The sequence below is a fragment of the Novosphingobium sp. BL-52-GroH genome, assembly GCF_044813085.1.
In the GTDB taxonomy this organism is placed as follows: Bacteria; Pseudomonadota; Alphaproteobacteria; order Sphingomonadales; family Sphingomonadaceae; genus Novosphingobium.
The window spans coordinates 1,755,141-1,769,642 of the sequence record NZ_CP171152.1; the positions used below are offsets into that span (position 1 = coordinate 1,755,141).

At 66.6% G+C, this 14,502-nt stretch carries 11 protein-coding genes and 1 tRNA gene; 10 read left to right on the top strand and 2 right to left on the bottom strand.

The window, feature by feature from the left end; genetic code table 11:
- The first annotated feature begins 37 nt into the window (after positions 1–37).
- From ACFFDA_RS21025 to ACFFDA_RS21060, 8 genes are all read left to right on the top strand, one after another.
- Positions 38–1,405, top strand: coding sequence for a sensor histidine kinase (locus tag ACFFDA_RS21025; protein ID WP_404482728.1), 1,368 nt, complete (start codon positions 38–40; stop codon positions 1,403–1,405).
- The gene (locus tag ACFFDA_RS21030) at positions 1,402–1,974 is read left to right on the top strand and encodes a hypothetical protein (protein ID WP_404482729.1); all 573 of its coding nucleotides are present in this window, start codon (positions 1,402–1,404) and stop codon (positions 1,972–1,974) included. Before ACFFDA_RS21025 ends, ACFFDA_RS21030 begins: the two co-directional genes overlap by 4 nt.
- Positions 1,975–2,073: 99 nt before the next feature.
- Positions 2,074–4,740 carry an aminopeptidase N gene (gene pepN / locus ACFFDA_RS21035; protein ID WP_404482730.1) on the top strand — a complete coding sequence of 889 codons (2,667 nt, stop codon included), beginning with the start codon at positions 2,074–2,076 and terminating at the stop codon, positions 4,738–4,740.
- Positions 4,733–5,536, top strand: a complete 804-nt coding sequence (pgeF, locus tag ACFFDA_RS21040) for a peptidoglycan editing factor PgeF (protein ID WP_404482731.1) — start codon at positions 4,733–4,735, stop codon at positions 5,534–5,536. Before pepN ends, pgeF begins: the two co-directional genes overlap by 8 nt.
- A gap of 225 nt (positions 5,537–5,761) precedes the next feature.
- Complete coding sequence (petA, locus tag ACFFDA_RS21045; protein WP_404482732.1) at positions 5,762–6,295, top strand: ubiquinol-cytochrome c reductase iron-sulfur subunit; 534 nt, start codon at positions 5,762–5,764, stop codon at positions 6,293–6,295.
- A gap of 23 nt (positions 6,296–6,318) precedes the next feature.
- The gene (locus ACFFDA_RS21050; protein ID WP_404482733.1) at positions 6,319–7,623 is read left to right on the top strand and encodes a cytochrome bc complex cytochrome b subunit; all 1,305 of its coding nucleotides are present in this window, start codon (positions 6,319–6,321) and stop codon (positions 7,621–7,623) included.
- A gap of 24 nt (positions 7,624–7,647) precedes the next feature.
- Entirely contained in the window at positions 7,648–8,487 is an 840-nt protein-coding gene (locus tag ACFFDA_RS21055) for a cytochrome c1 (RefSeq protein ID WP_404482734.1), read from the top strand.
- A 144-nt stretch (positions 8,488–8,631) separates the two neighbouring features.
- Positions 8,632–9,168 (top strand): adenine phosphoribosyltransferase, encoded by a 537-nt coding sequence (locus ACFFDA_RS21060; RefSeq protein WP_404482735.1) that lies wholly within the window; start codon positions 8,632–8,634, stop codon positions 9,166–9,168.
- Positions 9,169–9,335: 167 nt separating this feature from the next.
- Here the strand turns inward: ACFFDA_RS21060 and ACFFDA_RS21065 are convergent, their stop codons facing one another.
- Positions 9,336–10,697 (bottom strand): malonyl-CoA decarboxylase domain-containing protein, encoded by a 1,362-nt coding sequence (locus ACFFDA_RS21065; RefSeq protein WP_404482737.1) that lies wholly within the window; start codon positions 10,695–10,697, stop codon positions 9,336–9,338.
- 285 nt (positions 10,698–10,982) lie between these two features.
- On the opposite strand from ACFFDA_RS21065, the gene ACFFDA_RS21070 reads away from it, so the two are divergent.
- Positions 10,983–11,056, top strand: a tRNA-Gly gene (locus ACFFDA_RS21070).
- Between the two features lie 294 nt (positions 11,057–11,350).
- Positions 11,351–12,522, top strand: a protein-coding gene (locus tag ACFFDA_RS21075; RefSeq protein WP_404482738.1) for an IS3 family transposase whose coding sequence is annotated in 2 segments (ribosomal slippage) — positions 11,351–11,615 and positions 11,615–12,522 — 1,173 coding nt in all. Because the reading frame shifts where the segments join, the coding sequence is not laid out codon by codon here.
- Between the two features lie 58 nt (positions 12,523–12,580).
- On the opposite strand, the gene ACFFDA_RS21080 is transcribed toward ACFFDA_RS21075, so the two are convergent.
- Positions 12,581–13,846 carry a hypothetical protein gene (locus ACFFDA_RS21080; protein ID WP_404482739.1) on the bottom strand — a complete coding sequence of 422 codons (1,266 nt, stop codon included), beginning with the start codon at positions 13,844–13,846 and terminating at the stop codon, positions 12,581–12,583.
- Positions 13,847–14,502: the final 656 nt, after the last annotated feature.

The following is a 14,502-nucleotide window of genomic DNA, read 5'->3' on the forward strand; positions in this document are numbered from 1 at the left end:
GCCGGTGCCGCCGCCTCCGCCTGGCGCGGATCGTCGGATGGCGCGTCCGGTGAGCCGCGTCTTCGTCGTCCGGCACTCGATCTTCGCACAGATCGTCATCTGGGCGATCGCCACCGCGGCGGTCATCACCTTCGGCCTGTGGGTGCTGACCAACGCGACGATCCAGCGCACCAACCGCCAGGCGCTCGAACGTGCGGTCGACGTCGACCTCGCCGGCATGGTCGACATCTACGCCAGTGGCGACGAGCACGAACTGGCCAAGCGCATCGAGGACCGCCTCGCCCTCCAGCCGCGCGACGGCGACGCGGCGCACTACCTGCTCGCCGACGCGCAAGGCCAGCGCATCGCCGGCGACTTGCGCAAGTGGCCGGGCCTGCACGCCGGCATCTCGGAGGCGGCCGACGTGCGCCTCGACGGTGCCGGCCGCGCCTTCGCGCGCTCGACCCAGCTCGGGCCCAACCTGCGCCTGCTGGTGGCGCACGAATACCGCGACCTCGAGCTGCTGCTGCGCCAGGTCGCGCTGGTCTTCCTCACCGGCGGCGTGCTCGCGGTCCTGGCGGTCGCGCTTGGCGGCTGGATGGCCGCGCATCGCCTCGCCGGCCGGCTCGAACGGATCAACGCCGCCTTCCGTCAGCCCGACGACGCCGCCCTCGCGGAACTCGCGCGCGGCTCGGCAGGGCGCGACGAGATCGACGAGTTGACGGCCCACTCGGGCAACGCCCTCGCCCGGCTCAAGCGCCTCGCCGCCGCCCACCGCGAGGCCACCGACCATGTGGCGCACGAGATGCGCACCCCGCTCATGCACCTCGACAACCGGCTGGTGAAGGCGCTGGCGGCGACGCCCGATGCCGAGACCGCCTCCCGCATCGCCGATGCCCGCACCGAGATCCGCGGCATCATCCGCATGCTCGAGTCACTGCTCGACATCGCCGCCAGCGAGGCCCGGCGCGGCGACCGGCATGGGCTCAGCCCGGTGGACATGAGTGTCCTCGCCGCCCGCCTGGGCGAACTCTACGCCGACAGCGCCGAGGAATCAGGGCACACCCTGCAGCTCGACATCGAGCCGGGCGTGGTCATCGACGGCGAGGAGATGCAACTCACCCGGCTGGTCACCAACCTGCTCGACAATGCCTTCAAGTTCGTGCCGCGTGGTGGTACTGTACGGCTCAAGCTGCGCAAGGGCCCCCGCCTCGTCGTCAGCGATGACGGTCCCGGCATTCCCGAAGACCAGAGAGAGAGTATTTTCGAGAAGTTCAGCCGAGGCGGAAGCTGCTTCGGCACGGAAGGCGCCGGCCTCGGCCTTGCCCTGTGCCGCGCGATCGCCGAGCGCCACCATCTGGAAATCACGCTGGTGCCCACCGACCGGGGCGCCTGCTTCACCGTTACCCCGGAGTTCAAGCGATGAACCCACTATCGCGCCCGCGCCTGGTCCTGATCGGTCTCATGGCCCTTGCGACCGCCCCCGGCGGCATGGCCGCCGCGCAGGAGGACGCCCCTGCCCTGGGCGAGCGCGTCGCCCTTGCCCTCGCCACCGCGCAGACAGCCCAGATCCGGTCCGACCGCGACGGGCTGGCCCGGGCGCTCGGGGTGATCGAACGCTCCGGCGCGCGCCCGCTCGACGATTGGACGGGCGCCGACCCGGTCCCGGCGTGGCGCGCGCTGGTGCCGGCGACCCAAAGCCCCCTGCGCGGCAGCCCGCTCGGTCCCGGCTACCGCAGCGGCAAGGCCAATCCCGGCGCCAGCGATAGCTTCGAGCAGGTCTTCCTCTCGGGCAAGAAGGCCAGCATCGCCCTCTCGACCCCCAGCGACACGCCGCTCACGCTGCAGGTCCTCGACGCCGACCGCCGCCCGGTCTGCACCACCATCGACGCCCGCCGCGCCTGCCGCTGGGTCCCGCTGTTCACCCAGCGCTACGTCATCGAGGTCCGCAACGGCGGCAACCGCGTCGCGGAGTATTTCCTGGTCGTGGAGTAAGGCGCGGCCGCGCCGGTTCGATACCCGTCGCAGGTTCCCGGGAGGACGAATCGACGAACCCGCGCTGGCAATCGCGGCTCGAGCCTCTAAGTTAGCGCCATGGATATCGCCAGCAGACCCGCAGAGCCCGTCGAAAACACCCAGATCGCGGATGCCGCGACGCCGCCGCTGGCACCTCCGGTCATTCGCCGCGAGGACTACCTGCCGCCGGCCTGGCTCATCCCCGAGGTCTCCCTCGACTTTCGCCTCGGCATCGACGCGACCCACGTCGTCTCGAAGCTGTCGGTGCGCCGGAACCCAGAGGGCGACGGCACAACGACGCTGCGCCTCAACGGCGACCAGATCGCCCCGCTCGCCGTCCGCGTCGACGGGCGCGAGGTCAACGACTGGCGGCTCGACGGGCCGGACCTGCTGGTCGAACTCACCGGCGACGCCCATGAGGTCGCGATCGAGACCAGCGTAAACCCCGCCGCCAACAGCCAGCTCATGGGCCTCTACGCCTCCAACGGCATGCTGTGCACCCAGTGCGAGGCCGAAGGCTTCCGCCGCATCACCTTCTTCCCCGATCGCCCGGACGTGCTCTCGACTTATTCGGTGCGCATGAGCGGCGACAAGGCGAGCTTCCCGGTCCTTCTCGCCAACGGCAACTGCACTGCCACGGGCGAAGGTGAGAACGGGGGCGAGGACGGCACCCACTGGGCCGAGTGGCACGATCCCTGGCCCAAGCCGAGCTACCTCTTCGCGCTCGTCGCGGGCGACCTGGTCGCCAACCACGCCACCTTCACGACGATGGGCGGGCGCAATGTCGACCTCAACATCTGGGTCCGTCCGGGCGACGAGGACCGCACCCAGCACGCGATGGATTCGCTCGTCAATTCGATGAAGTGGGACGAGGAGGCCTTCGGTCGCGAGTATGACCTCGACCTGTTCAACATCGTCGCGGTGTCCGACTTCAACATGGGCGCGATGGAGAACAAGGGCCTCAACGTCTTCAACACCCGCTACGTCCTGGCCGACCCGGAAACCGCCACCGACGCGGACTACGACGCGGTCGAGGGGGTGATCGGCCACGAATACTTCCACAACTGGTCGGGCAACCGCGTGACCTGCCGCGACTGGTTCCAGCTCAGCCTCAAGGAAGGCTTCACGGTCCTGCGCGACCAGTTGTTCAGCTCGGCCATGGGCAGCGAGGCGGTCAAGCGAATCGAGGACGTCCGCGTCCTGCGGATCGCCCAGTTCCCCGAGGATTCCGGCCCGCTGGCGCACCCGATCCGTCCTGATTCGTACCAGGAGATCAGCAACTTCTACACCGCGACCGTCTACAACAAGGGCGCCGAGGTGATTCGCATGATGCGCACGATGGCGGGGCCCGAGCGGTTCCGCCAAGGCACCGACCTCTACTTCGAGCGGCACGACGGCGAGGCCGCGACGTGCGAGGACTTCGTCAAGGCGATCGAGGACGGCGCCGGCCTCGACCTCGCGCAGTTCCGCCTGTGGTACTCGCAGGCCGGCACCCCGCAGCTTGCGGTGGAGCTGACCCACGATGGCACCCGCACGACCCTTCACCTGACCCAGACCATCCCCGCAACGCCCGGCCAGCCCGAGAAACAGCCGGTCCCGATCCCTTTGCGGATCGCCCTCTATGATCGCGACAGCGGCGTCCATTCGGGCGAACGGCTGATCGTGCTCGATAAGGAAGCGGACAGCTTCACCTTCGACGGTTTCGCCAAGGCCCCGGTGCTGTCGATCAACCGCGGGTTCTCGGCCCCGGTCGCCATCGACTTCGCCCGGCCCAACGCGGACCTCGTATTCCTCGCCGCGCACGATGACGACCCCTTCGCCCGCTACGAGGCGATGCAGGGGCTCGTCGTCCAGCACCTCGTCGCGGGCGTCAGCGGCCGGCTCGACGATGCGGCGCGCGGCGAAGGACGCGCGGCGATCGGCGCGGCCTTCGCCGCCGTGATCGCCGATCCCGCGCTCGACGACCTGATGCGCGGCGAGTTGATGATCCTGCCGGCCGAGACCTACCTGGCCGAGCAGCTCCCGGTCGCCGACCCCGGCGCCATCCATGCCGAGCGCGAGGCGCTCAAGGCCTGGCTCGGGGTCGAGTGCGGCGAGGCGCTGAAGGCGCTGCACGATCGTGCCATCGCCGTGCCCTACGGCCGCGACGCCGCTGCCAGGGGCGCGCGCAAGATCAAGACCCAGGCGCTAACCCTGATCGCCGCGGGCGACCCGGTGGAAGGCGCCCGTCGCGCCTTCGCGCAGTACCGGGCCGCCGTGACCATGACCGATCGCCAGGGCGCGCTGATGGTCCTCGCCACTCTCGACGCGCCCGAACGCGACGAGGCACTCGCCGACTTCCACCAGCGATATGCCGGCAACGCGCTGGTCATCGACAAGTGGTTCTCGCTCCAGGCCGGCTCCTTCCACCCACAGGTGCTGGAGCACATCCGCGACCTGGCCGGCCACCCCGACTTCACGATGACCAACCCGAACCGCGTGCGGGCCCTCTACATGGCCGCCGCCGGCAATCCCCAGGCGTTCCACGATGCGGGCGGCGAAGGCTACCGCATGATCGGCGACCTCATCCGCCGCCTCGACCCCGTGAACCCGCAGACAGCGGCACGTTTCGTTCCCGCGCTGGGTCGCTGGCGCCGGATCGAGCCGGTGCGCGCCGGCCTGATGCGCGAGGAACTGGAACGCATCGCCGCTGTGCCCACCCTCTCGCGCGACGTGCGCGAACAGGTGACCAAGAGCCTTGGCTGACACTCCCGGCCGGCGAGTGGACGACGCGAACGCGGACGAGCCCGTGGAGGTCCACCGCGCGGCGCTGCTCGAAGGCGTGTCGCACGGTTTCCTCGGGCGGCGCGGCGGAGTGAGCATGGGCGATGTCGCCGGCCTCAACGTCGGCCTCGGCTCGGGCGACGACCCGGTGGCGATCGCCCGCAATCGCACGCTTGCCGCCGAGGCCGTGCTCCCCGGCGCCCGGCTGGTCACGGTCTACCAGGTCCATTCGGCCGACTGCGTCGTCGCCCAGCCCGGCCCCGACGCCGAACGGCCACAGGCCGATGCCCTCGTCACCGACCGGCCCGGCCTGCTGCTGGGCATGCTCACCGCCGACTGCGCGCCGGTCCTCTTCGCCGATCGCGCCGCCGGCGTCGTCGGTGCCGCGCATGCCGGGTGGAAGGGCGCGATCGGCGGCATCACCGATGCGACCATCGCGGCCATGGAAAAGCTCGGCGCGCGGCGGGAAAGCATCGTCGCGGCGGTGGGGCCGTGCATCGCGCAAGCCTCCTACGAAGTGGACGAGGCCTTCCGTGACCGATTCGCCCGCGAGCATGCGGGCAACGTCCGCCACTTCCTCGCCGGACGGCCGGGCCACCACCAGTTCGACCTCGAAGGCTATGTCGTCGCCCGCCTGCGCGCGGCCGGAATAGGCGATGTCGAGGGTCTAGGCCTCGATACTTATAGTGCGCCGCAGCAATTCTTCTCGTTCCGCCGGGCCACCCATCGAGCAGAACCATCCTATGGCCGGCAGATCTCGTTGATCGGATTGGCTTGATTACTTCCTGATCTATTGGCGTCTTGCTCTCGAATGCCGTCAACGCCGACCAAAAAGGCGGTTGGCACGGCCGTCTTTCGTGTATATCAGGCCGGCAAAGTCGGGAGAGGATCGGGCTGTGTCCGGTGTTCGAACCGACACGGGGGATACCAGGCTTACCGATGTTCAATTGGCCTGCTGTCGGTCCCCCGGCAGTGGGTTGTCGAAAGCAAGGCAAGGGCAGACATGGCAGAAACAGAGGGCGTGCGGCGGCGCGATTTCATCAATATCGCCGCAGTGAGCGCCGCGGGTGTCGCGGGCGTGGGGATCGTCATCCCCCTGATTAGCCAGATGTCGGCCTCGGCGGACGTCCTGGCGGCTTCCTCCACCGAGATCGACATTTCCGCGATCCAGCCGGGTCAGGCGATCAAGGCGATCTTCCGCAAACAGCCCGTCTTCGTGCGCAACCTCACTCCCAAGGAGATCGAGGAAGCAGACGCGGTCGACACCGCCTCCCTGCGCGATCCCCAGACGCTCGCCGAGCGGACCAAGGAGGGCAAGGAGAACTGGCTCATCACCATGGGCGTGTGCACCCACCTGGGCTGCGTCCCGCTGGGCGCCGGCGAAGGTGAGATCAAGGGCGAGTTCGGCGGGTACTTCTGCCCCTGCCACGGCTCCGCCTACGACACCGCGGCCCGTATCCGTAAGGGCCCCGCGCCCAAGAACCTCGAGGTTCCGGAATACGAATTCACTTCAGACACCGTCGTCCAGATCGGTTGAGGCCAAGAGAGAGGATCACGAACATGAGCTTTCCCTGGGCCAACGAATACAAGCCGAGCCATCCCTTCATGCAGTGGATGGACGACAGGCTGCCCCTTCCGCGCCTCGTCTACAACTCGGTGGGCGGCGGCTATCCCGTGCCGCGCAACCTCAATTACTTCTGGAACTTCGGTTTCCTGGCAGCGCTCTGCCTGATCGTCCAGATCGTCACCGGCATCGTCATGGCCATGCACTACGCGGCCAACACGGCGGTGGCGTTCGATACGGTCGAACAGACCGTGCGTGACGTGAACTGGGGCTGGATGATGCGCTATGCGCACGCCAACGGCGCCTCGATGTTCTTCATCGTCATCTACGTCCACATCTTCCGCGGCTTCTACTACGGGTCCTACAAGGCCCCGCGCGAAATGGTGTGGCTGCTGGGCGTCGTCATCTTCCTGCTGATGATGGCCACCGCCTTCATGGGCTACGTGCTGCCCTGGGGCCAGATGAGCTTCTGGGGTGCCAAGGTCATCACCGGCCTGTTCGGCGCGATTCCCTTCGTGGGCGAGCCGATCCAGCACTGGCTGCTCGGCGGCTTTGCCCCCGATAACGCCGCGCTCAACCGCTTCTTCTCGCTGCACTATCTGCTGCCCTTCGTGATCCTGGGCGTGGTGATCCTACATATCTGGGCACTGCACATCCCCGGCTCCTCGAACCCCACCGGCGTCGAGGTGAAGGCCGAGAGCGATACCGTTCCGTTCTTCCCCTACTACGTCGCCAAGGACGGCTGGTTCATCGGCGTTTTCGCGATCGTGTTCAGCCTGCTGCTGTTCTACTTCCCGAACCAGCTGGGCCACCCGGACAACTACATTCCGGCGAACCCGATGAGCACGCCGGCGCACATCGTTCCCGAATGGTACTTCTGGCCGTTCTACGCGATCCTGCGCGCCTTCACCCAGGACTTCTTCTTCATCCCGGCCAAGCTGATGGGCGTCCTCGCCATGTTCGGGGCGATCCTGGTGTGGTTCTTCCTGCCCTGGCTCGACCGCTCGCCGGTCCGCTCGGGCTCGTATCGCCCGCTGTACAAGAAGTTCTTCTGGTTCGGCCTGATCCCGGCGATGGCAGTGCTGTTCTACTGCGGCGGTGCCGCGGCGGCAGAGCCCTACGTGATGATCAGCCAGCTGGCGGCGCTCTACTACTTCGCGCACTTCCTCATCATCCTGCCGGTGGTCTCGACCATCGAGAAGCCGCTGCCGCTGCCTTTCTCGATCACCGAAGCGGTGCTCGGCAAGGACGATGCTGCCCAGCTTGCCGCCCCGCTCGCCACCCCTGCGGCGAACGCCTGACAGCCAGAACGAAAGACGAAAGACATGGCACGCATTCTCTCGATCCTCGTCGGGCTGTTCTTCACGGTGGCACTGGCCTGGTCGTTCGGCCTCGGCTTCTACACCTGGGCGACCGACCCGGCCGCACCGACCGCCGAGCATGAATTCCACCTCCACCCCAAGGAAGTGGCTTTCGCCAGCGACGGCGCCTTCGGCAAGTTCGACAAGCAGCAGCTCCAGCGCGGCTTCCAGATCTACAAGGAAGTCTGCTCGGCCTGCCACTCGCTCAGCCACGTCGCCTTCCGCGACCTGGCGCAGTTGGGCTATTCCGAAGGCCAGGTGAAGGCGATCGCGGCGGGCTTCCAGGTCCCCGGCACCGACCCCACCACGGGCGAGGCGAACACCCGCCCCGGCATGCCGACGGACTACTTCCCCAAGCCCTTCGCCAACGACACCGCCGCGCGCGCCGCCAACAACAATGCGGTTCCGCCCGACCTGTCGCTGATGACCAAGGCCCGCCACGACGGCCCCGCCTACGTCTACTCGCTGCTGACCGGATTCCAGGCCCAGCCCGCCGCGCTGCTGAAGGAATTCCCGGACTCCAAGACCCCGGAAGGCCTGCACTACAACCCCTACTTCGCGAACCTGAACCTCGCGATGGCCCCCCCGCTGACGAGCGACGGTCAGGTGGAATACGGTCCCGGCAACCCCAAGCCGACGGTCGACCAGATGTCGAAGGACGTCGCCGCCTTCCTGATCTGGACCGCGGAACCCTCGCTCGAGAAGCGCAAGCAGACCGGCCTTGCCGTGACCCTGTTCCTGCTCTTCGCGACCGTGCTGGGCTACATGTCCTACCGGAACATCTGGGCCGGCAAGAAGCACTGACCAACCGCCGCAAGGCTTGTACTACCGGACGCCCCTGCCATCTGCGATGGCGGGGGCGTCCTGCATTTGGGCCGCCTACGTTTCGCCGCCGTCGCTCGCCCGGCCCCAATGGCGCACATGCAAGATGACCAGGAGATGCCCGCCGTGAACGTCGAAGACTTGCGCGCCCTGGTGCGCACGATCCCGGACTTCCCGAAGCCGGGCATCCTTTTTCGCGACGTCACCACGCTGATCGGCGACGGGCCGGGCTTCGCGGCGGCGGTCGACCATATGGCTGGGCGTGCCCAGGCAGCCCGGGCAGACGTCATCGCAGGGATAGAAGCGCGCGGCTTCATCTTCGGCGCCGCAGTCGCCGCGCGCCTGGCGCTGCCCTTCGTGCCGGTGCGCAAGCCGGGCAAGCTGCCGGTCCCGGTTCTCGCGATCGACTATGCCCTCGAGTACGGCACCGGCACGCTGGAGGTCGACCCCGGCGCCGTGCCGGACGGGGCCCGGGTGGTGGTGATCGACGATCTCATCGCCACGGGAGGCACCGCGCTGGCCGCGGTGGAACTGCTGCGCCGCGCAGGCGGCACGGTCGCACAGGCGCTCTTCGCGATCGACCTGCCGGACCTGAACGGGGCACAGCGCCTGCACGATGCGGGTGTGCCAAGCGATGCGCTGCTGACCTTCGACGGACACTGACGCCGGGGCCCGAAACCCAGGCCCGAAACCCATGTCGTCCCCGGGCTCCACCCGGGACTGCGGGGCACTCTCCAGGCGATACCTCGCCATGGGCCACTGCGACGTTGCGTCCTGACGCGAGGTGGGCGGCCCCTTGCCCACGATCCCGGGTCAAGCCCGGGACGACGTCAGGCGGCGACGGCCTTCCTGCCCTTCTCCTTCTTCGCCGACTCCGGTTCCAGCAGCGCCTGCACCGCCTTCGAGGTCGCCACCGTGCCCAGTTCGGTCAGCGCGAAGAAGTTCGCCTCTATGTCGGCGAGGTCGTAGAGGTAGTTGACCATGACCCCGTGCGACTGCTTCTGCCCGTTGGCGGAAAGGTCGGCATTGGCATGCACCGCTTCAAGCCGCGCCCCGTTGCCGAGGTGGAAGCGCGCCACGGTGTCCGCCGGCTGGTTCCCCTTGCCCTTCGCTTCGACGAGGTATCGCGCAGCGAGCTGGCGCAAGTCCCTGGCACCCGGAACCGTCGCATTGGCGCCCTGTTCCTTGGCGAGCCACCTGGCGAACGTCGGCACTGGCGACAGCGTGGCGAAAGTCTTGAGGTGCGGCAGTTCCTCCTTGAGCAGACCCACCACGCGCTTGATGAGGTGGTTGCCGAAAGGAATGCCCTTCAGGCCGACCTGGCAGTTGCTGATAGAATAGAAGATCGCGCGATTAGCCTCGCGCGGGTCGATGGTGTCCCGTTCCTCGGAGATGATCTCGTGGATCGCGCCGGGAACTTGCGGGGTCAGCGCCACTTCGACGAAGATCAGCGGATCGTCGCGCATCTGCGGGTGGAAGAAGCCGTAGCAACGCCGGTCGACCGGCTCGACGCGGCGACGCAGGTCGTCCCATCCCTGGATCTGGTGCACCGCCTCGTAGCGGATGATGCGCTCCAGCAATTGTGCGGAGCTGTCCCAGCCGATCCGCCGCAATTCCAGGAAGCCGGCATTGAACCACGCTGTGAAGGCGTTCTCGAGGTCCCGGTCGAGCGCCGCAAGGCCAGGCGTCGAGGCTGCCCGCGGTACGGCCAGCAGGTCCTCGCGCAACCCGATCAGGCGCTGCGTGCCTTGCGGCGCGAGGTTGAGCTGGTTGATGAGGCGGCGAATGGGCGACTTGCTCGCGGCATTGAGCGCTAACGCGGAAGCCTCGTCGCGCCGTTCCGCCCATTTGGCGATGGCCTTGTCGATCGCCTTGGCGTCGGCGGGATGCATATCGTGGACTTTGCCAAGGAAATCCTGCCGCGCGGCTAGGTCACTGGCCTCGTAGAGGTCGAAGAAGGCCGAAGCCAGCGCCGGCCCGGAAGCGCGCCCGCGCAGCGAAAGCAGCGCCTCTGCGAGGTCCAGCAGGCTCTCGCCGCTGTCCCGTCGCGGTGCCACGCCGACGCTGCGCAGCATCTTGCCTAGCCCCGAACTCATCAGCAGATCGAGCGCATTGCGCCGCCGCACCGTCGTCGCCGGCGCTGTGCTGGCCGCCTGACCATCCGTGGGGGAGCGGGTCCGCGAAGTGTCCATGGGGAGTCTCGTTCCTCTGCTTCTGACCCGGGCAGGCTATCACTGCTGCACCTGCGAGAAAATACGTCGAAGCCGGGATGGGCTGTTGCAAGGCCGGGCCGAAGGCCGCGCGGCGCTGGATTCCGTGGCTTTTGCAAGGAAGAAGCCGCCGGGGCGATCCGACAGGGCATCGCGAAAGCGTCCGAAACGGCAAGACAGCCGTTGACGAAGGCGCCCCGACCATGGCAAGCGCCTCGAACGTCGCCGGCCGAGACCACCGGGCAGCGCGACCTGACGACTGCATGAGCGGGTATAGCTTAGTGGTAAAGCTCCAGCCTTCCAAGCTGGCTATGCGGGTTCGATTCCCGCTACCCGCTCCAGCCGTCCTTCCAAAATCACCCTGAAAATGGTATGAAACCCGCAGAAACCTAGGCTTTTGTGCCTTGGTTCGTCCGGGTATGACCGTCTAAATCCACCCGCATCCACCTCATATGGTGGCCAAATGGGGGCATGGCATTTTCCGGGCGATTAGCGTGGCCCCCACGTGGGGGCCACGCTGCGGAAAAGGCAACGAATCATGGCACTTACCGATGTCGCTATCCGGAACTCTGAGGTGGTGCCGGTTTTCTGGACAGGATGCTAAGCTAATTCCGACCTGACGGATTGGTACGGGAATGAAGACGACGAGGAAGCGCTACAGCGCGGATTTCAAGGCGAAGGTGGCGCTGGAGGCGATCCGGGGTGACCTGACGCTGGCGGAGTTAGCCGCCAAACATGGCGTGCACCATACGATGATCGCATCCTGGAAGCGGCAGGCCATCGAAGGGATGGCCGGCACGTTCTCCGGTGCGGGCGATGTGGCCAAGACCGCCAACGATAGCGAGTTCGAGAAGCTGCACGCGAAGATCGGGCAACTGGTCGTCGAGCGGGATTTTTTAGCGAAAGCCTTCGGTCGATGAGCGTGGATCGGAGGCGGGCGATGATCGAACCTGCTCACCACCGCTTGTCGATCTCTGCGCAATGCCGCCTGCTGCGGATCAGTCGTTCGTCTTATTACTACGCCCCGGTGCCGGAAACGGACGAGACGCTGGCGCTGATGACGGTGATCGACGCGACGTTTCTGGACTGCCCCTGGTACGGCAGCCGCCAGATGGCGCGGCACCTGCGGCGTGCAGGACATGAGGTCGGTCGCCGTCGGGCACGGCGGCTGATGGCGAAGATGGGGCTGACGCCGATCTACCAGCGGCCGCGCACCAGCGATCCCCATCCGCAGCACCGGGTCTATCCCTACTTGCTGCGCAAGCTGGCGATCGAGCGGCCAAACCACGTGTGGTGTGCCGACGTGACCTACATCCCCATGCGGCGCGGCTTTCTGTATCTGGTAGCGATCATGGACTGGGCAACCCGCAAGGTACTGGCCTGGCGGCTGTCGAACACCATGGACGCCGGCTTCTGTGTCGCAGCGCTGGAGGAGGCCCTGACCCGCTTCGGCAAGCCCGAGATCTTCAATACCGGTCAGGGCAGCCAATTTACGTCGCACGCGTTCACCAGCGTGCTACGCGACGCCGAGGTCCGCATCAGCATGGATGGCCGAGGCCGGTGGATGGACAACGTCTTCATCGAACGCCTCTGGCGATCCTTGAAGTACGAGTGCGTCTATCTCCACGCCTTTGAGACGGGCTCCGAACTGCGGGCTGGCCTGGGCCGGTGGATCACCTATTACAACACCCAGCGTCCGCACTCGAGCCTGGCCGGGAGAACCCCATTCGAGGCCTATCGGCGGATCGGACAATCAGATCATGGGGGGCATGCCCCCCATGATCTGATGATCAAACAGGCGGCATGAACGATAACCGGGGTTAGCTTAACTCAGCCGCCAAACTGTCCAAGAAGGCGGGACCACCTCAGTTGTGCGCTGCGAGGGCAGAATTGAGCTCAGCATCGGTGAAATCGTCGATCTCGATTCGGCGCTTGGGCACGGGAAGGCGATCGTCGAGACGCTTGTAGAAGCGCGCGCGGCAGGTGGCGACGACGCGCCCGCCGATCGACCCGACGAAGCTGGTGAGGCGCGACAGCCAGGGTGCCCAGTCTGTTCGCGCGCGTTCGTTGAGGCCGTCGATCACAATGAGGATCCGGGGCGTCTCGGCGGAGTGCCTGCGCCAGCGATTGAGCCTGCGCGCCCAGCGATCGCGCCGCTGGGCCGTGGCGATGTCCCCCGATTGCTCGATCAGCTCCTGCGCGATCAGCTCGGCCGGGGGAAGTTGCATTGCCGCCACTGCCTGCGCTGCGGTCAGGAAGATTAGAAACGGCGGCTGCACCGCGGCGAGCCAGTTCTGCGCGACAAGCCAGGATTTGCCGCAGCCCTGATTACCGGTCAGCACGACTAGCTCGGCGATCGGCGGTGCGGTCAGGACCGCATCGAGCACGCCACGCTGTGTGCGCTCGATCGGGGCAAGTGCGTGGCGCGCCGCCGGTGCCAGCGGTTGGCCTAACCGGTGTCGCGCCTCGTCGGTCCGCGCAAACACTGCCCGGTAGATCGCCTGGTTGGCGGCGCGCGCAGTCGCGAGCCCTAGCTGCGGCTCGCTGAGGTCGGAGCGCAATTCGGCGGCGCGCGCCTCGAATGCCGGAGCGTGCGCCAGCACGTCAAGCGCCGCAATCAGGGCGTCCCGATCGACCAAGGTCTGCGCATTGCGTGCGATGAACTCGATGCAGACCTCCGGCGCCATCGCGCAGAGCAGCGCGAGCGGCGGGAGCGTCGTGTTGGCGGGCCAGTCGAGTACGAGCAGGCTGGTTTCCACTTTGCCGAACGCGCCGCGCAGGGTCGCAACAGTCTGGCTGGTCGCCTTCACCGTCGCGGCAAGGATCCAAAGGTCGGGTGGATCGTCGCTGGCGAGGATTTCGGCGACCTTGACGGTGACGATGGCCTTACTCAGTCTCGAGCGATAGAGCTTAGCCTCGAAACTGATCGCCCCGCCGGCACTTTCCGCGCGCCCGTCCTGACCGCCCTGACTGCCAGAGGCAGCTAGCCGAAATGGGATCGCTGTCGCCGTACCGAGGAGCGCTGCTGCCAAGCCCTCGAACCCGTCGTCGCCACTGTCTTTAAGCGTCAACAACGCGACCTTAAGCCGGGCAAAAGCCTGCGCCTGCGTCAGATTGTCGCTTGCGCTCATTATAGGGCGAAGGCCTCGATCTACCATGTCGGTGGCGGCAGCGAGAGCGCAGCGAATTGCGTCACTTCCGGCACGCGCTTCGCGCTGCCTGGCGATGGAGTGTGCGCTGCCCTTGCCGCGCATCAACCCAGTGGCCGCCGCCTCCAACGCGATGAGGCCGCGAGGTCAAACCATTCCGGAGTGAAGGCGACACGGTGATGCTCGTGAGGTTTACGCAGCGTAAGGACAACCCAACCATAGTGATCGAACATGACTGGCCTGCGCCCCAACTTCAATATCCCATCTCAACGCCTTTTGCGGACGTTTCGTCTAGATCCGGCGCTATTTCGAGGTGTCAGCTTTTGGGCGGTTTCGATCGCCGGCCGGGCAACCGCTTAGGGCGCGTACCTGCTCGACCGCTAATTGGCTCTCCGATGACAGGTTCTGGCGTGACCGGACATTCCGAAGCTTTTCTGGAACGGCTTGAGGTGGTCGCAACCTGACTGTTTAAGAAGATGTCGTTGCTGATACATGCATGATCGACATCTTCGATCGAATCACCGCGTTTCCCTGTCCGTGGCAATCCAACTGCATCCAAAGATTCCCGGGCATTGCTTGGGGGCCACCGAGCGAAGAACGTAGGATACCTGACTGATTTCATGAATTAAAAGTCCGGG

What these genes read in the sequence shown, in the direction of transcription:
- ACFFDA_RS21030 (WP_404482729.1), top strand. Translation starts at nt 1,402, where the DNA reads ATGAACCCACTATCGCGCCCGCGCCTGGTCCTGATCGGTCTCATGGCC.
- ACFFDA_RS21080 (WP_404482739.1), bottom strand. Translation starts at nt 13,846, where the DNA reads ATGAGCGCAAGCGACAATCTGACGCAGGCGCAGGCTTTTGCCCGGCTT.
- ACFFDA_RS21065 (WP_404482737.1), bottom strand. Translation starts at nt 10,697, where the DNA reads ATGGACACTTCGCGGACCCGCTCCCCCACGGATGGTCAGGCGGCCAGC.
- ACFFDA_RS21050 (WP_404482733.1), top strand. Translation starts at nt 6,319, where the DNA reads ATGAGCTTTCCCTGGGCCAACGAATACAAGCCGAGCCATCCCTTCATG.
- ACFFDA_RS21055 (WP_404482734.1), top strand. Translation starts at nt 7,648, where the DNA reads ATGGCACGCATTCTCTCGATCCTCGTCGGGCTGTTCTTCACGGTGGCA.
- ACFFDA_RS21025 (WP_404482728.1), top strand. Translation starts at nt 38, where the DNA reads ATGGCGCGTCCGGTGAGCCGCGTCTTCGTCGTCCGGCACTCGATCTTC.
- pepN (WP_404482730.1), top strand. Translation starts at nt 2,074, where the DNA reads ATGGATATCGCCAGCAGACCCGCAGAGCCCGTCGAAAACACCCAGATC.
- petA (WP_404482732.1), top strand. Translation starts at nt 5,762, where the DNA reads ATGGCAGAAACAGAGGGCGTGCGGCGGCGCGATTTCATCAATATCGCC.